We start from the raw sequence: 22,827 nt of genomic DNA on the forward strand, positions 1-22,827 counted from the left end.
CGGCGGCAAAGGATCTCCGCAACTCCTAAATTCCCCGAATTGGCGGCAGACCACTGAGCGGCTTCACCCGACCGTTAGCCCGACTGATTGATCAGTTCGAGCGTCTGCCCGGCATCGGCCCGCGCACGGCTCAGAGGCTCGCCCTGCATCTGTTGAATCAGCCGGAGGAGCAGATTCATCAGTTCGCTGATGCTCTGTTGGCGGCCCGCACCCAGGTGGGCCAGTGCCAGACCTGCTTCCACCTTTCCGCTGATCCCGAATGTGAGATCTGCCGCAACCATGAGCGGCGCAATGGCGTGATCTGCGTGGTGGCGGATTCCCGTGATCTTCTGGCCCTGGAGCGCACCCGTGAATTTCAGGGGCGCTACCACGTGCTCGGTGGTCTGATCTCACCCATGGATGGAATTGGTCCGGAGCTGCTGCATGTGACCCCATTGGTGCAGCGCATCACCAATGAGGAGATCAGTGAGGTGATCCTGGCCCTCACCCCCAGCGTGGAAGGGGACACCACCAGCTTGTATCTGGGGCGGTTGCTGAAGCCCTTCTGTTCGGTGAGCCGGATCGCCTACGGCCTGCCGATGGGCAGTGAACTGGAATACGCCGATGAGGTCACCCTGAGCAGGGCCCTTGAAGGGCGCCGGCCGGTATGAGCAAGTACAGCGCCATCCCTCCCGCCGAGCGACTGCCGGACTGGCTGCGGCGGCCTATCGGCAATGCCTCTGAGTTGGAGCGGGTGCAGGGGCTGGTGAAGCAGAACCGCCTCCACACCATCTGTGAGGAGGGGCGCTGCCCCAACCGCGGCGAGTGCTACGCCGCTGGTACGGCGACGTTTCTGTTGGGCGGCTCGATCTGCACCCGCAGTTGTGCCTTCTGTCAGGTGGACAAGGGCCAGGCCCCGATGCCGGTGGATGCCGCGGAAGCCGAGCGGGTGGCCGATGCGGTGGAAGCGATGCAGCTCCGTTATGTGGTGCTCACGGCGGTGGCCCGCGACGATCTCGCCGATCACGGCGCCAGTCTGTTCACCAGCACCATGGCGGCGATCCGCGCTCGCAATCCGCTGATCGCCCTTGAGGTGCTCACCCCCGATTTCTGGGGGGGCGTGGCGGATCAGGCGCGAGCGGTGACGGCTCAACGGGAGCGGCTGACTACGGTGCTGCAGGCTCAGCCGGTGTGCTTCAACCACAATCTGGAAACAGTGCAGCGGCTGCAGGGGGAGGTGCGCCGCGGTGCAACCTATGAACGATCCCTGGGTTTACTGGCGGCTGCCCGTGAGCTGGCGCCGGAGATCCCCACCAAAAGTGGCCTGATGCTTGGCCTGGGGGAGACCCGCGATGAAGTGATCGCCACCCTTCAAGATCTCCGCAGTGTGGATTGCCAACGGATCACCCTGGGGCAGTATCTGCGCCCCTCGCTGGAGCACATTACGGTGGCCCGCTACTGGACGCCGCAGGAGTTCGATGAGCTGGCGGATGTGGCCCGAGAGCTGGGCTTTGCCCAGGTGCGCAGTGGCCCGCTGGTGCGCAGCAGCTATCACGCCGCCGACTGACGCCAGCTCCGCAGACTGCGCTCCAGCACGGTGGAAAGATCACCACTCATCAGGGCCCCGGCGCCGCCCCAGACCATGCGCAGGGGCAGATCCCAGAGCGCTGCTTCCACATCGCGGGATTTGCTGAAGCCGCGTTGGCGGAAGTAGCGCACCAGCCGGCGGTGCTGTTGTTCGTCGTCGCGGATGGCCAGCAATCGGGCCCGTGAGCAGGGGGTAGCCTCCTGGGCCCAGGCCATGGTGGCGGCCCAGATCAGATCACCCACACCCGCAGGCGCTGTCGGCATCACCCGCATGGTGTCGAGCTGCAGGCCGGTGGCGGCGGGATAGGCCCATCCTTTCATTTCCCCCAGCAGCAGCAGGCTGCCGCTGGCGGCTTGCCGGGCCACCACCAGGCGCAGACTCCACAATCCCAGGGGGCGGCTCACCTTCAACCTCAGCAGCAGTTCCCGTTTGCGGGCTTCGGCTTCCAGTTGCTCAAGCATTGATCGGGATCTGGCCGTTGTTCATGGTGCTTACCGAGCGCACCGCCTTCAGCGGTAGCTGCCCGTAGAGATGGGGGAACAGTTCGCCGCTGGGGATGGCATCGGCCCGCAGGGGGGCGTTCACAGTGGCGGGATCAATCTCCAGCAGCAGCACCTCGCCAGCGTCGGTGTAGAACCGCTCAAAGGTGGCCTTCACCTGCTCCTTCCAGGAGCAGTGGATGAAGCCCACCTGCTCCAAGCTCATTCCCCGGGTGGAGATGCGGTAGCTGCCGCTGGCCTGGGCGGCCTGCCAGTCGGCCTTGAGGGCCAGGTGAAACAGGGGTTGATCCAGGGGCACCGCCACGGCATCGGCGGGGAAGTGGTGTTGTTGTCCCCCGGCACTCCAGGGGTCGGCCCGCTGCATCAGCCGCTCGAAGCGGGGATCCTCAAGGAAATGCTGGAGCCAGTGGCGCAGGGCCTCCAGGGTGTTGTCGTTGTCGAATCCCTCGGGATCGGCGATGCGCCACTGCCGCACGAACGGCCAGAGGGCGGCATCCGCCAGCGAGCAGTGCTCGCCCAGCAGCCAGCCCTGATCAGCGATCCTCTGGTTCCAGCAGTGCAGGATCGCCAGCCCGGCGGCGCGTTGCTCTTCTTTCTTGGTGCCGGGGTAGCGATCGTTGTATTTGAACCGGTCCAGATGATGTTTGAAAGTGCCGTCGTTCTGCTCGATCAGTGCTGAGGCATCGCCGGCGTTGCTCAGCTCGCGAGGGTCCGCCTGATCAAGGGCCCAGTGCATCACCGCCAGGCTTTCCTCGATCACATTGCCGTCCGGCAGCACCAACACGGGCACGGTGCCCTTGGGGGAGACCGTCAACATCTCAGCCGGTTTGGCCTTCAGTGCGATCTCTCGCCACTGAACCAACAGTCCTGCCTCCAGCAGGGCCCAGCGGGCGCGCATGGCGTAGGGGCAGCGGCGAAAGCTGTAGAGGATCGGCAGCACGGCATCGGGGTGGTCCCTGGCAGGGATTGTCCGATGCTGCCTGCACGCCTCAGGCCTGCTGCCGCTCGATGTTGTGTTGATCGATCTGGCGTTGCCGCATGGCGAAGCGTTCCCGGTCGGCATCGCTGAAGCGATCCACGCAGTGCACGCACTGCACCCCCTTGATGTAGCTCGGCAGCTCGCGTTGTTCGGCTGAAACCGGCAGGCCGCAGGCGTGGCAAAGGCTGTGCTCTCCAGGTTCCAGCCGGTGGTTCAACGCCACCCGTTGATCAAAAACAAAGCACTCCCCTTGCCAGCGGCTCTCGGCTTCCGGAACCTGCTCGAGGTACTTGAGGATGCCGCCGCGCAGGTGGTGCACCTCCCCGAAACCCTGTTGCTGCAGGTAGCTGCTGGCTTTTTCGCAGCGGATCCCGCCCGTGCAGAACATGGCGATGCGCTTGCTGCCCTGCTGTTCGATCAGGGGACGCAGCGTTGTCTCTGCCCATTGTGGAAAGTCGCGGAAGCTCTCGGTGCTGGGGTCGATGGCCCCCTCGAACGTGCCGATCGCCGTTTCGTAGCTGTTGCGGGTGTCAATCACCAGGGTGTCGGGATCATCCACCAGGGCATTCCAGTGTTGGGGTTCCACGTAGGTACCCACACTGCCCCGGGGGTCCACGCTGGCCATGCCGATGGTCACGATCTCCTTTTTGCGGCGAGCCTTGAAGCGGCGGAACACCGGTTTTTCGGCCCAGCTGCGCTTCACCTCGAGCCGGGCATAGTGGTTGTCGCCCAGATCCAACGAGGCGCGCAGGTGATCAAGCACCGCATCAACGCCCTTCTCTGGTCCGCTGATCGTGCCGTTCACCCCTTCATGGGCCACCAACACTGATCCGAGCACGCTGCCTTCGTGAGCCAGGGTCGGCAAGCGGGTCAGCAACGCCTCCCGACGCTCGTTATCCAGGGGCGTGAAGGCATAAAACGCGGCCACCAAGAGTCGGCTGTTCTTCGCCAGCACAGGCTCCGGGCTGCTCGGGTTCACGATGCACCAGCTTCAAGACCCCTCCAGCCTGCATCAGGACGGTAAAGGGCTCGTCTCTTCAGGCTTTTCGTTTGATGAGCACCGAAGCAGGTCGCAGTGGACACGCCAGGGCATGGAAGGGCTTGTGCCCCCCCTCAAAGATGAGGCTTCCCATGGGTTGAGCGTTGGAGCTGTCGATTTTCATGGCTGAGCCTCTGACCCATCCGGTGTAGCTCAACAGAGACGGCACCCACAATGAGTCTTCTTGCAGTGGTCTGGTCGGCCTTGGAGTTGAGTGGATTCAAGAACCTGCTCGAGCTTGGTGGCCCTTGAGCCCGGTCAGTTCTCACAGACGGCGATGGTGATGACGCTCCCGGTCGTCTTTGATGACCTCAAGGATCACCGACAGAACAAACAGGCCAAACAGTGATGGAAGGATGATGGGATCAATCACGGCTTCTCATCGGAGGTCTGTTTCCGGTCTAGCCCTGCGCCGGGCCTCCTCATGTGACAGTGGAAGGATTGTTACAAGGGTCTGCTGGTCAGCCTTTGCCTCTCGTCGTTCAAGCCATCTCGATTCAGCGTTCACCCACGTGATGGAGATGGTTTGACGTCGATCCGATTCGAACGTTCTGAGATCCGATCAAGGCCTGGTTGGTTGCTGTCTAAGCATTCATCCTGAGTGGCCTAGTGGTCGATGCCATCCGGACCCAGCACCTCGTAGAGGGCTGGGGCTGGCTGTTCACCCTTCGCCCCAACCAGCACAGCTGGTTAGGGGGGAGAGCAACTGGCGGCAGAGGCTTCCTCGTTCTGCCAGTTGGCCGTGACTCCGGCATCGGCGAGAAGTTGGCGGTCGGCTTCCACATCCGGATTGCCCGTCGTGAGCAGAACATCGCCATAGAAAATCGAATCGGCACCGGCTTGGAGGCAGAGGATCTGGGCTTCCCGGCTCATCGATGCACGTCCAGCGCTCAAACGCACCCGCGCACGGGGCATCAGGATTCTGGCGGTCGCCACCATCCGCACCAGCTCAAGTGGTTCGAATGGAGCTTGGTCCTCCAATTTGGTGCCCTCCACTGCCACCAGTCCGTTCACCGGCACGCTTTCGGGGTGGGGGGTCATGCTGGCCAGCACCTGCAGCATCGAGGCCCGATCCCGCAGGGTTTCGCCCATGCCGATGATGCCGCCGCAGCAGAGCGTGACACCTGCATTTCGAACCCGTTGCAGGGTCTCCAGGCGTTCCTGATACGTGCGAGTGGAGATGATCCGGTCGTAGTGCTCGGGGCTGGTGTCCAGGTTGTGGTTGTAGGCCGTCAGCCCGGCATCGGCCAACCGTTTCGCCTGTTGATCAGTGAGCATCCCGGCGGTCACGCAGGCTTCCATTCCCATGCCGCGAACGCCCCGCACCATTTCGAGCATCGCTTCAAAGGGGGCGCCGTCGCGGATCTCCCGCCAGGCCCAGCCCATGCAGAAGCGGTCAGCGCCGGCCTCCTTGGCGGCATGGGCGCGCTGCAGCACCGGTTCCACCTGCATCTGTGCTTCGAATGCCGTGATGTCACTGCTGTTGTGGATCGATTGGGAGCAATAGGCGCAATCCTCTTCGCAGCCACCGGTTTTCACGCTCAGCAGTGAGGCCAGCTGAACGTGATAGCCCGGATTGGCTTCCCGATGCACGGTCTGTGCACGCCAGAGCAGCTCCATCAAAGGGAGCTCCAGCAGCGTCTGGATCTCCTCCGTGGTCCAGTCGTGGCGAATGCAGAGCGTCATGGGCTGATCGGATCGAGGCCACCGAAGCGGCGGTTGCGGCGTTGGAAATCGAGCAGGGCCTCTTTCAACGCCATGGCATTGAAGTCGGGCCACAGCACATCGGTGACGTGGATCTCCGCGTAAGCCAGCTGCCAGAGCAGAAAATTGCTGATGCGGTGTTCACCACTGGTGCGGATCAACAGATCGGGATCCTGCTCCCCAGCGGTGAACAATTCGGCTCCGATGCTGTTCTCGTCGATGTCGTCGGGATCGAGTTCCCCTGCCGCAGCGCGTCGGGCCAGGCGCTGAGCGGCCAGCACCAGTTCCCGTCGTCCGCCGTAGTTGGTGCACACGTTGAAGTGAATGCCTGTGTTGGATGCAGTGCTGGTCGTGGCCTCGGCGATCAACTGCTGCAATTTCTGGGGCAGGGCTTCCAGATCACCAAGAAACCGGATACGCACCTGCTCCGCTTCCAGGGCCTTGAGTTCGGCCTGCAGGACCCGTTCGAACAGGGTCATCAGGAAATTCACTTCCTCCCCCGGGCGTGACCAGTTCTCCGTGGAGAAGGCGTAGGCCGTCAAGGCCTGGATGCCCCAGTCGCTGCAGAGCCGCAGGGTGGATTTCAGAGCTTCGACGCCAGCACGGTGCCCCATCATCCGGGGCAAACCACGTGATTCGGCCCAGCGACCGTTGCCATCCATGATCAAGGCAACGTGCTGCGGCAGCCGGTCAGGATCGAGGTTCGCTGGAGGTAGCGAACGATCGGTCCTGTCAGTGCCGGTGGCCGGAGGGCGGCTCAAGACAGCGATTCGGACGAAGCATTACCCACCGTACGTCGTGCCGGCGGCATCGATTCAGCAGTACTGAAAAGCTCCTGCAGCAATTCCTTGAGGCGTGAACTGGTGATCGGTCGTTCCAGCTTGCCCTGGTTCGCTAGCGACAGCGTCCCGGTTTCTTCCGACACCACGATGCAGATGCAGCGATCGAAACGTTCGGTGATGCCGAGGGCCGCTAGATGACGGGTGCCGAAACGGCTCACGCTGTGCCTCGACAGAGGAAGAATCACCCCTGCCGACTCGATTCGATTGCCCCGCACCAGCACCGCACCGTCGTGGAGGGGCGTGTCGGCGGCAAACAGGTTGAGCATCAGCTCGCGACTCAGCACAGCACCAATGGGAATGCCGGGATTGAGAAAGTCCTCAGGCCTCAGGTCGCTTCCCAGGTCCACCACGATCAAGGCCCCACGTCGCAGCTGCGACAGGCGGCCTGCGGCCTCGGTGATCTGGTTGACGGTGCCCGCCGAAGCGCGGAACTCTTTCTGGGGATTGCCCAATAACACGGCCAGACGACCGGTCCCCAGGAGCTCCATCAACCGACGCAGCTCCCCTTGCCAAAGGATGGCCAGAGACAGCGAACAGGCCATGACGAGCGCGTCGACCAGCTTTGTGGTGAGAGGCAGGTTTGCGAAGCGCTGGACAAACCAGGCCATCGCCACCAGAAACAACCAGCCACGAAGCAGCCAGAGGGTGCGCTGTTCGTTGACACGCGAGAACAGAAGAAAGCCGATGGAGGAGGCAAAGAGGATGTCGAGCACCAGGCGCGGATCCACCACCGCCATCACGTTCACTCAGCCCTTTGCACCGCTGATCTCAACGTACCGCGTTGAATCGTTCCGGCAAAACGTCGTAGCGCAGCAGGTCATCCGGCTGCTCCCGTTTCTGCACCAGCTCCGCTGACCCTTCGTGCACCAGAACTGCAGCGGGCCTTGGGATCCGGTTGTAGTTCGAACTCATCGAGGCGTTGTAGGCACCGGTGGCAAACACAGCGACAACGTCTCCGCTCTCAGTGGTGGGCAGGGGAAGGTCCTTGAGCAGTACATCGCCCGACTCACAGTGTTTGCCCACCAGGTTCACGCTTTCGTCTGTGTTGGCCAGGGGTCGATCGGCCAGGCAGCAGGTGTAGAGCGATTGGTAGGTGATGGGGCGGGGGTTGTCGCTCATGCCACCGTCGATGGCCACGTAAGTACGCACGTTGGGGATCGTTTTGCGCGAACCAACCGTGTAGAGGGTCACCCCAGCGGTCGCCACCAGGGAGCGCCCCGGTTCACACATCAACCGTGGCAATTCGAGCCCACGCTCACGGCAGGCCTCAGTGACGGCTTCGGACACCACCTGGATCCACTGCTCAATGCTCGGCGGATCATCGGATTCCACGTAGCGAATGCCAAGACCGCCCCCGATGTTGAGGTCGGTCACGGGATGGCCGAGATCGCGGGCCAGCTTCATTTTATCGGCCATGACTGCGGCCAGATCCCGGTGGGGTTCGAGTTCAAAGATCTGGGATCCGATGTGGGCGTGCAGGCCGGTGAGTCGAGCCCAGGGTTGTCCGACCAGGCTGCGCAGCACCGGCTCCACCTGTTCGGGATCAAAGCCGAACTTGCTGTCCAGGTGTCCCGTGCGGATGTATTCGTGCGTATGGCACTCGATGCCGGGGGTAAAGCGCAGCATCAGGCGTGCCGGTGGCTTCTCTGTGGGCACCAGCTGGGCCAGGCGATCGAGATCGTGTTGGTTATCCACCACGATCGTGACGTTGTTGGCGTAGGCGAGCAGCAGTTCATCGTCGGATTTGTTGTTGCCGTGCAGCACCATTCGCTCCCCGGGCATCCCTCCCCGCAGCGCCGTCAGCAGTTCACCGGCGGAAACAGCATCCAGGCCCAAGCCCTCGGAGGCCACCAGGCTGCTCATCACCAGGGAGCTGTTGGCCTTGGAGGCATAGATCGGCAGCGACGGACCTGAGTAGTGCTTGTCAAGGGCCTGGCGGTAGGCCCTGCAGGTCGCCCGTACGGTCGCCTCGTCCAAGACGTACAACGGTGTGCCGTAACGCTTCGCCAGATCGCTGAGATGGCACCCCCCTACCACCAGGCGGTCGGAACCGTCGAGTTCGGTGGTGATCGGTGTCAGGTTGCGGTTGGGGCTCGCCGTGTCCCGGTTGACCTCAAAGGGCCGTTGACTGGTGATGGTTGGGGTCACGGAGTGGCGGCGTCGGAGGGCAATCTAGGAATCGACCCTGCTGAGGGTGCCTCGACGCCGCGCATCCTGCGTCTGGACCCTTCGTGGCAGCAGGCCTGTCTGGCTCTGGATCAGCGCGCGCTCAATGGACTGTGGACGGCTGAGCAATGGCACCGTGAGCTGGACGATCCGCGGCGCCTCTGCATGGGTCTTGTGCACCCCAACACCACCCTGTTGGCGGTGGCCTGCGGGTGGATGGTGGCCGATGAACTGCACATCACTGCTGTGGCCGTGGATCCCGACAGACGTCGCTGCGGCCATGGAGGTCTGCTTTTGCAAGCACTGTTGCAACGGGCACGACAGCAGGGCGCTGTGCACGCGACTCTCGAGGTGGCAAGCGACAACGTTGCCGCTTTGGCCCTCTACGCCAGGACCGGTTTCCGCACTGCAGGCACCCGGCCCGGGTACTACTCCGATGGTCGCGATGCCTTTATTCAGTGGTGTCGCATCCCGTCTCCGCCCTCGTCAACGTCAGTGGGCTGATGTTGTTCGGTTTTCCGTCCGTGGAAGACACAAAAATCAGTGAATCTTGCGGGGTTCATTGTTATTTTTCATGCGCTTCAAACCAGTCTCAGACTGGCAAGTGACCGTACAAACCGAACCATCGCAGTGATGCCTTAACCCTGATAGCTTGGTCCCATCACTGCATTGGCCCAGCGATGTTCGAACGCTTCACCGAGAAGGCCATCAAGGTGATCATGCTTGCCCAAGAAGAGGCTCGCAGACTTGGTCACAACTTCGTCGGTACCGAACAAATACTCCTTGGCCTGATCGGCGAAGGGACAGGTGTGGCTGCCAAGGTTCTCAAATCCATGGGCGTCAATCTCAAGGATGCCCGTGTGGAGGTTGAAAAAATCATCGGACGCGGGTCAGGTTTTGTCGCCGTCGAGATTCCCTTCACTCCCCGAGCCAAAAGGGTTCTCGAGCTGTCTCTGGAAGAAGCCAGGCAGCTCGGTCACAACTACATCGGCACTGAACATCTTTTGCTCGGCCTGATTCGAGAAGGTGAAGGAGTAGCAGCCCGGGTTCTGGAGAACCTCGGCGTCGATCTGGCCAAGGTGCGCACTCAGGTGATCCGCATGCTGGGTGAAACCGCTGAGGTGTCTGCCGGTGGCGGTGGTGGTGGTGCCAAGGGTTCCACCAAGACTCCAACTCTCGACGAGTTCGGCAATAACCTCACGCAGCTGGCCACCGAGGCGAAGCTTGATCCCGTTGTCGGTCGTCACAACGAGATCGATCGCGTCATCCAGATCCTGGGTCGCCGCACCAAGAACAATCCCGTGTTGATCGGCGAACCGGGCGTTGGCAAGACCGCTATCGCTGAGGGTCTGGCACAACGCATTCAGCAGGGCGACATTCCGGACATTCTCGAAGACAAGCGCGTCCTCACGCTTGATATCGGCCTGTTGGTGGCCGGCACCAAGTACCGCGGTGAGTTCGAAGAGCGTCTTAAGAAAATCATGGAGGAGATCAAGGCGGCCGGGAACGTGATCCTCGTGATCGACGAGGTGCATACCTTGATTGGTGCCGGCGCGGCTGAGGGGGCGATCGACGCCGCCAACATCCTCAAGCCGGCTCTTGCTCGTGGCGAGCTCCAGTGCATCGGCGCCACCACCCTCGACGAGTACCGCAAGCACATCGAACGGGATGCCGCACTGGAGCGCCGCTTCCAGCCGGTGAATGTGGGTGAGCCATCCATTGACGACACCATCGAAATTCTTCGCGGCCTTCGCGAGCGTTACGAGCAGCACCACCGCCTCAAGATCACCGACGATGCCCTTGTTGCTGCAGCAACCCTGGGTGATCGCTACATCTCGGACCGCTTCCTGCCCGACAAGGCCATCGACTTGATCGATGAAGCCGGTTCCAGGGTGCGTCTGCTCAATTCGAAGCTGCCCCCCGCAGCGAAGGAAGTCGACAAGGAGCTTCGTTCTGTTCAGAAGGAAAAGGAGGATGCCGTCCGCGATCAGGACTTCACCAAGGCCGGTGAACTGCGCGAGAAGGAAGTGGAACTGCGTGAGCAGATCCGTTCTCTGCTTCAGGCGAATAAAGACGAGGCCAAAGCCGACGCCATTCCTGAATCCGGTGAAACGGCGTCCACCGAGACGGCGGCCTCAGACAGCTCACCGATGGTGAATGAGGAAGACATTGCCCAGATCGTTGCCTCCTGGACCGGTGTTCCGGTGCAGAAGCTCACCGAGAGCGAGTCGGTCAAGCTGTTGAACATGGAGGAAACCCTCCATAAGCGTCTGATCGGCCAGGATGAAGCCGTCAAGGCGGTGTCCAAGGCCATCCGCCGTGCCCGAGTTGGCTTGAAGAACCCGAACCGCCCGATCGCCAGCTTCATCTTCTCCGGCCCCACCGGTGTCGGTAAAACCGAGCTCACCAAAGCTCTGGCCACCTACTTCTTCGGCAGCGAGGAGGCGATGATCCGCCTCGACATGTCGGAATTTATGGAGCGCCACACGGTCAGCAAGCTGATCGGGTCGCCTCCGGGTTATGTGGGCTTCAACGAAGGCGGTCAGCTCACCGAGGCGGTGCGTCGTCGGCCTTACACCGTCGTGCTTTTCGATGAGATCGAAAAAGCGCACCCTGATGTGTTCAACCTGCTCCTGCAGCTTCTTGAGGACGGTCGTCTGACCGATTCAAAGGGACGAACGGTCGACTTCAAGAACACTTTGATCATCATGACCTCGAACATCGGTTCGAAGGTGATCGAGAAGGGAGGCGGCGGCCTTGGCTTCGAGTTCTCCGGTGAAAGCGCAGAAGAGTCGCAGTACACCCGGATCCGTTCCCTGGTGAATGAGGAGCTCAAGCAGTATTTCCGACCTGAATTCCTCAACCGTCTCGACGAAATCATCGTCTTCCGTCAACTCAACCGCGAGGAGGTCAAGCAGATTGCCGAGATCATGCTCAAGGAGGTCTTTGGTCGCATGGGCGATAAGGGGATCACCCTTACGGTGTCCGATGCGTTCAAGGAGCGCCTGGTGGAAGAGGGTTACAACCCCGCCTACGGAGCACGTCCGCTGCGTCGTGCCGTTATGCGTCTTCTCGAGGATTCACTCGCTGAAGAGGTGCTGTCGGGTCGCATCAAGGACGGTGACCATGCCGAAGTTGATGTCGATGAGAACAAGAAGGTGGTGGTCCGCCACAAAGGTCAGGTGGACACAGCACCGCAACTCGCCGGTGCCAGCGTCTGATGGTTCCATCCATCTCGTCCCATGCCATTGCCCCCGCCACTGTTGTGCGGGGGGATGGGGCCTGGGATGAGGCCTTGCCTCAGATCAAATCTCTCTGTTCATCTCCGCTGGTGCTGGGCCGCAGTTCTTCCACTGCGGATCAGCGTCGGTGCTTGGTGTCGGATCTCAAGGCCCAGGGGCTCAACCCCCTTCAGGCTCAGCTCCAATTCGACTGCTGTGAGCAGGATCTCCAGAGGGTGGCTGCGGACGCCCAGGGCTGTGACGCCGTTCTGGCCGCTGGGGGCGGAAAAGTGCTGGACGCCGGCAAGTTGCTGGCCCACCGCCTTTCCCTTCCCTGCATCACCGTGCCGCTGAGCGCCTCCACCTGTGCAGGCTGGACGGCCTTGGCCAACATCTATTCCGCTCAAGGTGCTTTCGAAAGGGATGTGGCGCTCGATCGCTGCCCCGATCTTCTGGTCTTCGATCACGGCCTGGTGCGCCAGGCGCCACCGCGCACCTTGGCCAGTGGTGTCGCTGATGCCCTGGCCAAGTGGTACGAAGCCTCGGTGAGCAGTGGCGACAGCGTTGATGGTCTGGTGCAGCAGGCCGTGCAGATGGCTCGGGTGCTTAGGGATCAACTGCTGATCGACAGCCTCGCGGCGCTGCAGGATCCAGGCAGTGAAGCCTGGGTGCGCACCGCCGAAGCCTGTGCCCTCACCGCCGGGGTGATGGGGGGGCTCGGCGGCGCCCGTTGCCGCACGGTCGCGGCCCACGCCGTTCACAACGGCCTCACCCAGCTGGAGGCCTGTCACCACGTTCTGCATGGCGAGAAGGTGGGTTTCGGCATTCTTGTGCAGCTCCGCCTGGAGGAACGTTTGGGTGGCAACCGGCTTGCAGGCCAGGCGCACCGTCAGCTCTTGCCTCTGCTGCGGCAGCTGGGCTTGCCTGTCAGCCTGGATGATCTGGGTCTGGTCCAGGCCAGTCTCAGTGAGTTGCAGGAGGTGTGTCGCTTCGCCTGCCGCGAGGGTTCCGATCTGCATCATTTGCCCTTCGCTGTGACGCCTGGTGCTTTGCTGGAGGCCCTTGTGGGTGCTGCGGAACTCAGCCCCATCAACCTTTGAAGACGCTTCTGGATCAATTGCGGCCGGCTCTGCTTGACCCGCAGGCCGAATGTCTTGCTGATCAGGTGCAGTGGTGGAATCTGCCTGGTCTGGGTGTGGATGATCCCTTCCCAGTGGCGGTGCTTGGCCAAGGCTCTCCGTTGTTGCTGCTGCATGGTTTCGACAGCAGTTTTCTCGAATACCGGCGCCTGGCTCCCCTCCTGGCCGATCGCTTTCAGCTGTTCATCCCCGATCTGTTCGGTTTTGGTTTCTCGCCGCGTCCCCTGGGCCTGACCTACGGGCCAGAGCCTGTGTTGCGGCACCTCGATGCCCTGCTGAAGCGGCTTCCCACCGAGGCTCCTGTGGGATTGATTGGTGCTTCGATGGGTGGCTCCGTGGCCGTGGAATCGGCCCGGCGTCACCCCGAGCAGGTGGGTTCTCTTCTCCTTCTGGCTCCAGCCGGTCTCACGGGGCGTCCGATGCCTGTGCCCCCCTTGCTGGATCGTTTTGGGGCCTGGTTTCTGGGTCGCCCTGGTGTGCGGCGGGGGCTGTGTCGCCAGGCTTTTGCCGATCCCGATGCCGATGTGGGCGCTCCGGAAGAGCAAATTGCGTCACTGCACCTTCAATGCCCTGGCTGGGCTGAGGCGTTGGCGGCCTTTGCCCGCAGTGGTGGTTTCGCTGGATGTGGCGACCCCCTGCCCTCCCAATCACTGCATGTGATCTGGGGGGAGAATGATCGGATTCTGCGTGCTCCGCAGAAACAGGCGCTTCAGGCCTTGCTGGATCATCCTGTGGAGACCTTCCCCTCCTGCGGCCACCTCCCCCATATCGATCAGCCCAGCAAGGTGGCTGAGCGTTGTCATGCGCTGTTGCCCCATGGCTGATCCGGTTCTCAATGTGCTGGCAGGGGCCCTGCGCCGTTGGATTCGCAGCCAATGCGACAGCCTCGGCAGCCTCGAACTGGCCCTGAACGGCTCCACCTGGTCCCTGCTACGGGGGCGTCTGGATGGCGTGACCCTGAAGGCGAGGGATGTCTGTTTCCAGGGGTTGCCCTTGCAGAGCGTGGAGTTGTGCAGTGGTCCGATCGCGGTGGACATGAAGTTGCTGAGTCCGGGTCAGATGCTGGCCTTGCAGCAGCCGTTCCAGGTGGAGGGCGAGGTGAGCTTCAACGGTCGTCAGCTCAACACAGCTTTGCTGAAGGAACCCTGGCGTTGGTTGGGCGATTGGATGGCCGAGCAACTGATGGGTCTCAGTCCGTTGGGGGCACTGCGCATCAACGCGGATCTGCTCGAGTTGCAGGTGCCTGTCACGGCCCTTCAGGACCCTGTTTGCCGTCGCTTCCGCCTCCAGGCTGAGCAGGGCACCTTGTGTTTCCGGCCGGAGACCGCCGATGAACCCTTCTCCTTGCTGCCCATGGATCCCGCCATCCAAATCGAGTCTGCGCAGCTGGGGGGGGGGCAGTTGGCCCTGAAAGGCAAGGCCAGTGTCACGCCTTAGCCGGGTCATGGAGACAGCAGCGGTCGGCACAGGGCGATCGCGTAGTAGACCACGGCCGGGGTGAACAGATAGCTGTCGATCCGGTCCAGGATTCCGCCATGGCCGGGAAGCACATCACCGGAATCCTTCACGCCTGCATCACGTTTCATCATCGATTCCGTCAGGTCTCCCACCAAGGCGAACAGAGCGATCAGTGCTCCCAGCAGTAGGCCCGGCAGGCCATACAACACCCAGCCCATCAGCTGGCCGCAGATCAGGCCCATCAGCATCGCCGAGAGGAATCCACCGATGGCCCCTTCGATGGTTTTGCCGGGGGAGATTGGCGACAGGGGCCTACGGCCGTATCGGCGCCCCACGGCCCATGAGCCGATGTCGGTGGCCACGATCATCAGGCAGGCCGAGAGGGTGATCGCCCACCCGTCGTTCAGACCCCGAAGGCTCAGCCAATGACTGGGCAGAAAGCCGAGGTAGAACAAGCCGAAAATCGATGCTGCGATGTCAGCGATCGACCCTGTCACCGGTTGCAACAGCAGCCAACCACAAATGGCTGCTCCAGACAGGGGCAGGACGGCATGGGACACGTCAGGCGGTAGCCCGCCCTGAATGGCCCATTGGGTGGTGAACAGCAGCAGTTGACAGGCCACCAGGGTGGTTTTGGTGGCGGGGCGAATTCCCTTGAATTGCGCCATCCGGAAGAACTCGAGCAGGCCGAGATGCACCATTCCCCCCAGCGCGGCGGTGAACCACCACCCCCCCAGGCTCACCACCAGCAGTCCAAAACCGCCCACACCCAGGCCACTGATCAGCCGTTTGCGCAGGGCTGCACCGGCCGCTGGCGCCTGGCTCTGATCGAAGGCAACCTCACGGATCACGCTGATGGGAGGCTTCCTCAAATCAGGCTATCAATCGTCCTTAGCGAGGATTTCGAGCTTCACCGGCACTTCCCCCGCCTGCATCATTCTGAGTTGGGATGCGGCGCCATGGGCGAGATCGATCACCCGGTGGTAGCGAAACGGTCCACGGTCGTTGATCCGCACCACCACACTTCGACCATTGCTCAGGTTGGTGACACGCACCTTGGTTCCGAAGGGGAGCGTGCGATGAGCTGCCGTCAGAGTCCCCTTGCGGAAGCGCTCGCCATTGGCAGTTTTGCGACCGTAAAACCCCGGCCCGTACCAGCTTGCGGCGCCCTGAACCACCTGGATCAGCTTGCTGGGTACGGGGTTGTGTTCGGCAGTCGTTCTGGGGGGAGAGGCTGGCAAGGGCTTGATCGAGGCAGCTTTCTGGAGCCCTGTGATCTCTTCGCTGTCCTGAATGGGCTCGATCACGAATTCTTCGGCATTGGGGCTGGCCCCTACGGAGGGGACAAGCAGCAGCGCCAACACCAGCCAGGCCTGAGCTTTCATCCACGACAGCCGAATGCCTGGATTGAAGCGGCTCTGGTGCTGGATTTCACCCCTTGTTGATCACAGACAAGGTGTCTGGAATCTGGTCTCCCCACAACAGCTGCTGGCGTTTAAGCCACCCCTGCCTGGCTCGATCAAGACGTTCACCGGGAATCAGCAGCGGGATGCCAGGGGGGTAAGGACAGAGCAATTCAGCCGCCACGCATCCCTCCGCCTCCTTCAACGCCACCCGGTGACGCTCGGCATGCCAGGCTTGGCTGGGTGACTCGTCTGTGGTGGTCACCAGCGGAAGCGGAGGCGCTTCAAGGGGCGGCAGGGGCTTGCGATCGGGGCAGGCGCGCAGCAGTCCATGCCAGTGGCGTCTGATCTTGCGATCCAGTCCCCGGTGCCGTGCCAGCCCGAGGCAGAAGGTGAGGGTCGCTGGTTCGGGCAATTCGCCCACCAGCCCTCTGGGTAGAAACCAATCGTCGGCAGCCAGACCGGTGATCCCGGCCTTGCCCGTGTGCAGGACCAGCCGAAGCGGATCCTGGTTGTTCAGCAGGGGAACTCCGCTGTTGCGCAGGCCATCGGCGAGCTCTTCAGCCTCCTCGAGACGCTGCAGCAGTTGTCGTCGTCCCTTGCGGCGCCGCCAGTGTTGAAGCGCTTCTTCGCAGGAGGCCAGCAGCAGCGCACTGGGACTGGTGGTCTGCAGCAAGCCCAGACTGCGTTGCACGCGCAAGGGATCCAGACGCTCCCCCTGCAGCCAGAGCACTGCGGTTTGGGCGAGGGCTGCCGCTGATTTCTGCAGGGAATGCACCACGAGATCGGCGCCGCAGTGCAGGGCGCTGGGGGGCAGTGGATGATCCACGCCTGCGGCGAAATGACAGCCGTGGGCTTCATCCACAAGCACGCAACAGCCCCTTTGCTGCAGCCGCTGGATCACGGCTGTTGGGTCATTGGCGTAGCCCTGGTACGTGGGGTGCACAAGAACCGCTGCACGGATGGGGGCTTGATCGCAGGGCAAGGCCTCCAGCACCCGTTCGATCCAGGTAGCGTCCACCGGAGCAGGCTGGCCTCGGTCGCTCTGAAAGGGGAGATCGAATAGCACCGGCCGCAGATCCCCAAGAACGCAGGCCTGGATCAGGCTGCGATGCACATTCCGGGGGAGCAGCACCCGTTCCCCGGGGCGGACCATGGCCAGCAGGGCGGCCTGCAGCAACCCCGTGGCCCCGTTCACCCCGTACCAGCAGCGCGCCACACCCATCCGTGCGGCGGAGGACCGTTGGCTGGCGGCGACGGCACCGTCCGGTTCCAGCGGACCACCGAGGGAGGGCAGTTCGGGCAGGTCCCAAAGACCAGCCCGTCGGCGTAACAGCTGACGGAGTCCATCCGGAAGCGCAGCCCCCCGTCCATGGGCTGGCAGAAACAGAGGCTGACCGAGGCGACGGGTGAGCTGGGGCAGCAGCGCCATCGAATTCGCCTGATCTCCTTAAAGTCTCCCTCTGTACTCAGGCGATGCGATGCGATACGACCCGGGGCGGGATCTGGGCTGGTTGTTGCTACGTCCCTGGGTCGCCATCCCGCGCCTGGTTCAGGTGCTGTGGTCCCTGGCGGGGCTGGTGCTGGTGCTGCTCCTGCGTGGAGGCAGCAGCGACGCTGATGTTCAGCGGGGTTTGGCGCGCCGGATTCTCAACACCCTCACGGGTCTTGGGCCTTGTTTCATCAAATTGGGGCAGGCCCTCTCCACCCGACCCGATCTGGTGCGTCGGGATTGGCTGGAGGAGCTGACCCGCCTTCAGGATGATCTGCCGGCCTTTCCCCATGCCACCGCCCTGGCCTGCATCCGCGAAGAGCTCGGTGCTCCCGCCGAGGAGTTGTTTGAGGAGTTCCCCGACACGCCGATCGCCGCTGCCAGTCTCGGGCAGGTCTACAAGGCCCGTTTGCAGGGCAACCACTGGGTCGCGGTGAAGGTGCAGCGCCCTAACCTCACGTTCATCCTGCGGCGGGATCTGGTGCTGATCCGGACCCTGGGCGTGCTGACGGCACCGCTGCTGCCGCTCAACCTTGGCTTCGGGCTGGGCGGAATCATCGACGAGTTTGGCCGCAGCTTGTTTGAGGAGATCGACTATGGGATGGAGGCGGCCAACGCCGAGAGGTTTGCCGCTCTTTTCGCTGACAACGATGCGGTTTACATCCCGAGGGTGGAGCGGATGCTCAGCTCCACCCGGGTGCTCACCACCACCTGGATCGACGGCGCCAAGATGCGTGACAGTGACGAGCTGCGCTCTAAGCGGCTCGATCCGACAGCCCTGATCCGCACTGGTGTGATCTGCGGACTTCAGCAACTGCTGGAATTCGGGTATTTCCACGCCGATCCGCACCCCGGCAACCTGTTTGCCCTGCCGGGGCGAACAGGGGACCTCGGTCATGTGGGCTATGTCGACTTCGGCATGATGGATTCCATCAGTGACAGCGACCGCCTCACCCTGACCGGCGCTGTGGTGCATCTGATCAACCGTGATTTCTCCGGGCTGGCTCGGGACTTCCAATCCCTTGGCTTTCTCAGCCCCACCGCTGATCTCACGCCGATCATCCCAGCCCTTGAGGAGGTTCTGGGCGGAAGCCTTGGCGACTCGGTTGGATCGTTCAACTTCAAGGCGATCACGGATCGTTTCTCGGAGCTGATGTTTGATTACCCCTTCCGGGTTCCGGCGCGCTTCGCCTTGATCATCCGCGCGGTCGTCAGTCAGGAAGGACTGGCCCTGCGTCTTGACCCCAACTTCCGGATCATCGCCGTGGCCTATCCCTACGTGGCCCGTCGACTGCTGGCGGGAGACACCAGCGAAATGCGCGAGAAGCTGCTGGAGGTGATCTTTGATGAATCAGGCCGCCTGCGCCTGGATCGACTTGAAAGTCTCCTGGATGTGGTGGGTCAGGACGCTCCCGCTCCAGGCAAGGAACTGATCCCTGTGGCCGGCGCGGGTCTGCGTCTGCTGCTCAGCCGCGATGGTGCTGACCTGCGTCGGCGCTTGTTGATGACGCTGATCCGTGATGATCGGTTGCACACGGATGACGTGCGAGCCCTGGTTGGTCTGCTCGGCCGCACCTTTGGCCCCGGCAGGTTGGCCGGTGGGTTGCTTCAGCGTCTCAACCCCCTGGCGGCAGCGTGATCCAGCAGCCAAAAACGCTGATGGAACTGAAGATCACAACAGTGATGGGCCAGAGCTCATCCAGCTGCTCCAAGCGCTGCTGTTTCCGATCCCTGGCCTCGCCTTCCGGCATGGCCTCCAGTTCCCCATAGCGTCGTCCGATGAAGATCACAAGGATGAACGCCAGCAATGTGACCACGTAGGCGATCACATACACCTGATCAAGAAACGTGAGGTAAGGCAGATCAGGAAGTTCGTCCCGGTAGGTCTGCTGCAGGAACACCAGGGTCAACAGAACGGTGACCGGGATTCCTGCGCGTGCGTCCTGTTCATCTGCTCGGACTTTGAACACCAGCAGAACCATCGCCATCACCACCAGCAGAGGCAGGATCAATCGCCAGAACGCCGACCATGAGGAGGTGCCGAAGGAGATGTCGAAAATGACCAGGCTGTAGTCATCGGCGCTTCCCCCCAGCCCGAAGTTCGTGGCGTAGTTGTGGCGGTATTCAGCAATGGACCAGCCTCGGTTCAGCCAGCCGATGATTCCTGCGAACAACCCCATCCCACTGTTCTGGATGTCGGGTTCGAAGCGGAAATTGGGATAGTCCAGTGCGCCATTCACGTCTTCCATTTCGAGGACAAGGGGCAGGCTCACCGTCACGAAGGGGAAGTGCCTGAAGCTGGCCTTGTCGATGTAAAAGCGACCGATGTAGCTGAACAGCTGGTAATACGAACCGTCCTCGTTGTGCACAGGGGCCGAGGACATCGGCGTCAGGACCGGATCGGCATCGGAGAGCAAGCCATTCACCAGGGTGACCCCCTGTTCAATCGTTTGATCCCTTTCGCTCAGGTAACGCTGAAGGTCCTCCCCCCATCGCATCCAGACATACCCGTTGGAGGAGTAACTGGGGATGCTCAGATCCAGGTCATAGGTGCTGGTGGCGTAGATCCCCACCTGCACGTGATGCGCGGCTTCGTTCAGGCCCTGTTGATCCAGGACCGCCTCCTGGTCGGACAGCTTTTCACCCCGCAGGGGACTCCAACCGCTACTGGCCATTCGTCGACTGTCCGTCGTGAGCGCCCGCGATGCTGAGGACAACCGCAGTGCATCACGGCTGGGGACACGACCCACATCAAGCTGGTTAATGCCGGAGAAGGCCAGAAGACCGGCGAGCAGAATTGAAACAACGGCAAGGATGTTCCAGTGCTTCTGTTTCTTGGAGGCCATCTGCGGCGCCGTTCTGGTGTCACTCTGACGTGCTGGGCGCTACTCAGCAGTGGCCTGGTGATGCTCTTGTCACCACGCCCTGTCGACGCTCGGCCACCTGACAGCGGGCAATCATCCAAGGTTTTGGTGCTTGGGCAGTCGTTACCGCTTTCCGGACCGTCGGCGCAACTCGGTCAGGAGTATCGACGCGGGGCCTTGGCCTGGTTTGAAGCCGTGAACCGTGCGGGAGGGATTCACGGACGCAAGATCAAGTTGATCAGTCTCGATGACAAATACGAGCCGTCTCAGACGCTGATCAACACGCGCCAGCTGTTGAGACGCCGTGATCTGTTGGCCTTGTTCGGTTACGTGGGAACGCCCACCACAAAAGTGGCTTTGCCGTTGCTCGAAGCTGCCGAGGTGCCGTTGGTGGCTCCGCTGACGGGGGCCAGTCTGCTGCGACGACCTGACCTGCGCATGGTGTTCAACATGCGCAGCAGTTACCGCCGGGAGATTGCAGCGATCGTCGACGAGCTTGTGCGCGATGCCCACCACCGCATTGCAATCGTCTACCAGGACGATGCCTTTGGTCAGGATGGTCTCGATGGTGCCCTTGCCGCTCTCAGCAGCCATGGGCTTCAACCCGTGGTGGTCACCACTGTGAAGCGCAACTCAGCTCAGGTGGGGAAAGCGCTTGGTGATCTGATGGCGGTCAATCCCAATGGAATCGTTCTCGTTTCTGCCTATGTGAGTTCGGCGGCCCTGTCCACCGCGCTACGGGCTGAGGGAAGCAGCGCTCAGATCATGAATGTGTCCTTCGTCGGGACCCAGGCCCTGCACAAGGCGATGCCGGTGGGTGAAACCAATGGCATCGGTGTGGCTCAGGTGGTGCCATTCCCCTGGAATCGATGGATCCCCGTCGTGGCTGACTACCAGCGGTGTCTGCGGCTGCGTGATCCGGCAACGGGGTTTGGCTTCACCAGTTTTGAGGGGTATCTCGCGGCGCGGATGATCACTGAAGCGCTGGAGCGCACCGGAAAGAACCCGACGCGTCAGTCCCTCGTCGAGGCTCTCGAGTCGATCCGTGACCTCGATCTGGGGGGCTTCCAACTGCAGATGGGGCCCAATGATCACAATGCGAGCGAATTTGTCGAACTTACCTTTCTCGGCTCACAAAGCTGGGAACCTTGAGCTGGGGATCGCTAAGGTCGCAGTCCTTCATGAACGGCGTCGATGCCTGAGGAGATCAGCGCCCAGGAGCTTGAACAGCTGCTCCAGATGATGACCTTGCCCCAGCCCCCTTACCTGCTGGCTGGCATTGGTTTGTTGATGGGTGTGCTCTGCGGCCTGACCTTCGGCCGTCAGGTGCAGAACAAACTGGACGGCTGGAAACAGGACCGGCTCCCCCTGCTGCCTCTGGGCACAGCCGAGATCAACCTCAGCTACGCCGGCACCCTGATTGGTGTGACCCTTTTCATCGGCTGCTGCCTTCAGATCTTCGGGTTTGCCTCCGGCGCTGCCCTGCTGGTGGCTCTGCTGCTCTCGCTGCTGACCGGCGGTGCCTTGTTCTCTCAGCTCGAGCGCCTGATGCAGCAGGTGGAAGCTGGCAACTTCAAAGCGGTTGATTTCGACAACTTCGACGAATTTTTCTGAGCCTTGTTTCGCTGGGCCTTTTCATTTGTGATCTGAGCCCTTAAGCGAAGCCGCTGTTCTGCTCACAAGGCATTGGCGGCCAGGCAAGATGGAGCTTATCCATTCTTTTGGACGTGACGACCCTGTCTGCGGCTGTCTCCACCCGTCGACTCCTCGTGGTGGAAGACGACGACAGCATCCGGGAAACAGTCGGAGAGGCCCTGCGCGCAGAAGGTTTCGAGGTGCAAACTTGCGCCGATGGCGCCTCAGCCCTCAATCTGATCACCGCTGAAACTTCAGATCCGGTGGATCTGATCGTGCTCGATCTGATGCTTCCGGGTTTGGGGGGGCTTGATCTGTGCCGCGAGCTCCGTCGCATCAACAACACCACCCCGATCTTGGTGATCAGCGCCCGTGACAGTGAGACTGATCGGGTTCTTGGTCTCGAAGTCGGCGCCGACGATTACCTGGTCAAACCCTTTGGGCTGCGCGAGCTGGTGGCACGCTGCAGGGCCTTGCTGCGGCGGTCCAGTCAATCGGAGACGTCGACTTCTCAACCGCATTCCTTCGCTTACGCCAACCTTTGTCTGTTTCCCAGTGAATGCAGGGTCACCCGGGATGACACGGATCTGACCCTCTCTCCCAAGGAATACAAGATCCTTGAGCTGTTCATTCAGAACCCCAAGCGCGTCTGGAGTCGCGATCAGCTGCTGGAGAACATCTGGGGTGTCGACTTCATCGGTGACACCAAAACCGTGGATGTTCACATCCGCTGGCTGCGAGAAAAGGTTGAGAACGAGCCCTCATCCCCCAAGTTGATCCGTACGGTTCGCGGCTTCGGGTATCGCTTCGGCTGAGGT

General features: G+C 62.0%; 22 protein-coding genes. 11 read left to right on the forward strand and 11 right to left on the reverse strand.

Annotated elements, in window-relative coordinates; all coding sequences use genetic code 11:
- The first annotated feature begins 53 nt into the window (after positions 1 to 53).
- Together recR and lipA are read left to right on the forward strand one after the other, a co-directional pair.
- The gene (gene recR / locus KR52_RS07530) at positions 54 to 650 is read left to right on the forward strand and encodes a recombination mediator RecR (RefSeq protein ID WP_071840204.1); all 597 of its coding nucleotides are present in this window, start codon (positions 54 to 56) and stop codon (positions 648 to 650) included.
- A complete protein-coding gene (lipA, locus tag KR52_RS07535) occupies positions 647 to 1,546 on the forward strand; it encodes a lipoyl synthase (RefSeq protein ID WP_038554259.1) in 900 nt (299 codons plus the stop codon). Before recR ends, lipA begins: the two co-directional genes overlap by 4 nt.
- Here the strand turns inward: lipA and KR52_RS07540 are convergent.
- The 7 genes from KR52_RS07540 to lysA all read right to left on the reverse strand — a co-directional run bounded on the left by KR52_RS07540 (position 1,531) and on the right by lysA (position 8,779).
- Entirely contained in the window at positions 1,531 to 2,028 is a 498-nt protein-coding gene (locus tag KR52_RS07540; protein WP_038554262.1) for a hypothetical protein, read from the reverse strand. The genes lipA and KR52_RS07540 overlap by 16 nt on opposite strands.
- Positions 2,021 to 3,007 (reverse strand): DUF952 domain-containing protein, encoded by a 987-nt coding sequence (locus KR52_RS07545; protein WP_038554265.1) that lies wholly within the window; start codon positions 3,005 to 3,007, stop codon positions 2,021 to 2,023. Before KR52_RS07545 ends, KR52_RS07540 begins: the two co-directional genes overlap by 8 nt.
- A gap of 49 nt (positions 3,008 to 3,056) precedes the next feature.
- Positions 3,057 to 4,025 carry a rhodanese-related sulfurtransferase gene (locus tag KR52_RS07550; RefSeq protein WP_051834305.1) on the reverse strand — a complete coding sequence of 323 codons (969 nt, stop codon included), beginning with the start codon at positions 4,023 to 4,025 and terminating at the stop codon, positions 3,057 to 3,059.
- Between the two features lie 750 nt (positions 4,026 to 4,775).
- Positions 4,776 to 5,771, reverse strand: coding sequence for a biotin synthase BioB (gene bioB, locus KR52_RS07555; protein ID WP_038554268.1), 996 nt, complete (start codon positions 5,769 to 5,771; stop codon positions 4,776 to 4,778).
- A complete protein-coding gene (locus KR52_RS07560; protein ID WP_038554271.1) occupies positions 5,768 to 6,550 on the reverse strand; it encodes an isoprenyl transferase in 783 nt (260 codons plus the stop codon). Before KR52_RS07560 ends, bioB begins: the two co-directional genes overlap by 4 nt.
- Positions 6,547 to 7,377 (reverse strand): diadenylate cyclase CdaA, encoded by an 831-nt coding sequence (cdaA, locus tag KR52_RS07565; protein ID WP_038554274.1) that lies wholly within the window; start codon positions 7,375 to 7,377, stop codon positions 6,547 to 6,549. The genes KR52_RS07560 and cdaA overlap by 4 nt, the downstream gene beginning before the upstream one ends.
- Positions 7,378 to 7,399: 22 nt before the next feature.
- Complete coding sequence (gene lysA, locus KR52_RS07570; protein WP_038554277.1) at positions 7,400 to 8,779, reverse strand: diaminopimelate decarboxylase; 1,380 nt, start codon at positions 8,777 to 8,779, stop codon at positions 7,400 to 7,402.
- A gap of 3 nt (positions 8,780 to 8,782) precedes the next feature.
- Here lysA and KR52_RS07575 point away from each other — a divergent pair, with 3 nt between their 5' ends.
- The 5 genes from KR52_RS07575 (at position 8,783) to KR52_RS07595 (ending at position 14,594) form a co-directional block, all read left to right on the forward strand.
- A complete protein-coding gene (locus tag KR52_RS07575; protein WP_038554280.1) occupies positions 8,783 to 9,301 on the forward strand; it encodes a GNAT family N-acetyltransferase in 519 nt (172 codons plus the stop codon).
- A gap of 176 nt (positions 9,302 to 9,477) precedes the next feature.
- Positions 9,478 to 12,018, forward strand: coding sequence for an ATP-dependent Clp protease ATP-binding subunit (locus tag KR52_RS07580; protein WP_038554285.1), 2,541 nt, complete (start codon positions 9,478 to 9,480; stop codon positions 12,016 to 12,018).
- The gene (locus KR52_RS07585; RefSeq protein WP_038554288.1) at positions 12,018 to 13,118 is read left to right on the forward strand and encodes an iron-containing alcohol dehydrogenase family protein; all 1,101 of its coding nucleotides are present in this window, start codon (positions 12,018 to 12,020) and stop codon (positions 13,116 to 13,118) included. The genes KR52_RS07580 and KR52_RS07585 overlap by 1 nt, the downstream gene beginning before the upstream one ends.
- Complete coding sequence (locus KR52_RS07590; RefSeq protein WP_038554291.1) at positions 13,115 to 13,981, forward strand: alpha/beta fold hydrolase; 867 nt, start codon at positions 13,115 to 13,117, stop codon at positions 13,979 to 13,981. The genes KR52_RS07585 and KR52_RS07590 overlap by 4 nt, the downstream gene beginning before the upstream one ends.
- Positions 13,974 to 14,594: a DUF2993 domain-containing protein gene (locus KR52_RS07595; RefSeq protein ID WP_038554294.1), complete on the forward strand. Its 621-nt coding sequence runs from the start codon at positions 13,974 to 13,976 to the stop codon at positions 14,592 to 14,594. The genes KR52_RS07590 and KR52_RS07595 overlap by 8 nt, the downstream gene beginning before the upstream one ends.
- A gap of 5 nt (positions 14,595 to 14,599) precedes the next feature.
- Here the strand turns inward: KR52_RS07595 and KR52_RS07600 are convergent, their stop codons facing one another.
- The 3 genes from KR52_RS07600 to KR52_RS07610 are packed head-to-tail and all read right to left on the reverse strand — an operon-like array spanning position 14,600 to position 17,450.
- A complete protein-coding gene (locus KR52_RS07600) occupies positions 14,600 to 15,466 on the reverse strand; it encodes a phosphatidate cytidylyltransferase (protein WP_038557047.1) in 867 nt (288 codons plus the stop codon).
- Between the two features lie 30 nt (positions 15,467 to 15,496).
- Positions 15,497 to 16,000, reverse strand: coding sequence for a septal ring lytic transglycosylase RlpA family protein (locus KR52_RS07605; RefSeq protein ID WP_038554297.1), 504 nt, complete (start codon positions 15,998 to 16,000; stop codon positions 15,497 to 15,499).
- Positions 16,001 to 16,046: 46 nt separating this feature from the next.
- On the reverse strand, positions 16,047 to 17,450 hold the full coding sequence (locus KR52_RS07610; protein WP_038554301.1) for an aminotransferase class I/II-fold pyridoxal phosphate-dependent enzyme: 1,404 nt from the start codon (positions 17,448 to 17,450) through the stop codon (positions 16,047 to 16,049).
- A gap of 49 nt (positions 17,451 to 17,499) precedes the next feature.
- Here KR52_RS07610 and KR52_RS07615 point away from each other — a divergent pair, with 49 nt between their 5' ends.
- A complete protein-coding gene (locus tag KR52_RS07615; RefSeq protein ID WP_038554304.1) occupies positions 17,500 to 19,149 on the forward strand; it encodes an AarF/ABC1/UbiB kinase family protein in 1,650 nt (549 codons plus the stop codon).
- Here the strand turns inward: KR52_RS07615 and KR52_RS07620 are convergent.
- Positions 19,127 to 20,356 carry a hypothetical protein gene (locus KR52_RS07620; protein WP_038554307.1) on the reverse strand — a complete coding sequence of 410 codons (1,230 nt, stop codon included), beginning with the start codon at positions 20,354 to 20,356 and terminating at the stop codon, positions 19,127 to 19,129. The two genes, KR52_RS07615 and KR52_RS07620, sit on opposite strands and share 23 nt — an antisense overlap.
- Here KR52_RS07620 and KR52_RS07625 point away from each other — a divergent pair.
- The 3 genes from KR52_RS07625 (at position 20,333) to KR52_RS07635 (ending at position 22,824) form a co-directional block, all read left to right on the forward strand.
- Complete coding sequence (locus KR52_RS07625; protein WP_253912341.1) at positions 20,333 to 21,526, forward strand: ABC transporter substrate-binding protein; 1,194 nt, start codon at positions 20,333 to 20,335, stop codon at positions 21,524 to 21,526. The two genes, KR52_RS07620 and KR52_RS07625, sit on opposite strands and share 24 nt — an antisense overlap.
- 42 nt (positions 21,527 to 21,568) lie before the next feature.
- Entirely contained in the window at positions 21,569 to 21,988 is a 420-nt protein-coding gene (locus KR52_RS07630; RefSeq protein WP_038554311.1) for a hypothetical protein, read from the forward strand.
- 107 nt (positions 21,989 to 22,095) lie between these two features.
- Positions 22,096 to 22,824, forward strand: coding sequence for a response regulator transcription factor (locus tag KR52_RS07635; RefSeq protein ID WP_084221965.1), 729 nt, complete (start codon positions 22,096 to 22,098; stop codon positions 22,822 to 22,824).
- Positions 22,825 to 22,827: the final 3 nt, after the last annotated feature.

It is taken from the genome of Synechococcus sp. KORDI-52, assembly GCF_000737595.1.
Taxonomy (GTDB): domain Bacteria; phylum Cyanobacteriota; class Cyanobacteriia; order PCC-6307; family Cyanobiaceae; genus Parasynechococcus.

Excerpts from the sequence above, each read along its gene's own strand:
- KR52_RS07610 (WP_038554301.1), bottom strand. The coding sequence starts at position 17,450 with ATGGCGCTGCTGCCCCAGCTCACCCGTCGCCTCGGTCAGCCTCTGTTT.
- KR52_RS07630 (WP_038554311.1), top strand. The coding sequence starts at position 21,569 with ATGCCTGAGGAGATCAGCGCCCAGGAGCTTGAACAGCTGCTCCAGATG.
- KR52_RS07595 (WP_038554294.1), top strand. The coding sequence starts at position 13,974 with ATGGCTGATCCGGTTCTCAATGTGCTGGCAGGGGCCCTGCGCCGTTGG.
- KR52_RS07615 (WP_038554304.1), top strand. The coding sequence starts at position 17,500 with ATGCGATACGACCCGGGGCGGGATCTGGGCTGGTTGTTGCTACGTCCC.
- lipA (WP_038554259.1), top strand. The coding sequence starts at position 647 with ATGAGCAAGTACAGCGCCATCCCTCCCGCCGAGCGACTGCCGGACTGG.
- bioB (WP_038554268.1), bottom strand. The coding sequence starts at position 5,771 with ATGACGCTCTGCATTCGCCACGACTGGACCACGGAGGAGATCCAGACG.
- KR52_RS07580 (WP_038554285.1), top strand. The coding sequence starts at position 9,478 with ATGTTCGAACGCTTCACCGAGAAGGCCATCAAGGTGATCATGCTTGCC.
- KR52_RS07620 (WP_038554307.1), bottom strand. The coding sequence starts at position 20,356 with ATGGCCTCCAAGAAACAGAAGCACTGGAACATCCTTGCCGTTGTTTCA.
- KR52_RS07540 (WP_038554262.1), bottom strand. The coding sequence starts at position 2,028 with ATGCTTGAGCAACTGGAAGCCGAAGCCCGCAAACGGGAACTGCTGCTG.
- KR52_RS07585 (WP_038554288.1), top strand. The coding sequence starts at position 12,018 with ATGGTTCCATCCATCTCGTCCCATGCCATTGCCCCCGCCACTGTTGTG.
- KR52_RS07605 (WP_038554297.1), bottom strand. The coding sequence starts at position 16,000 with ATGAAAGCTCAGGCCTGGCTGGTGTTGGCGCTGCTGCTTGTCCCCTCC.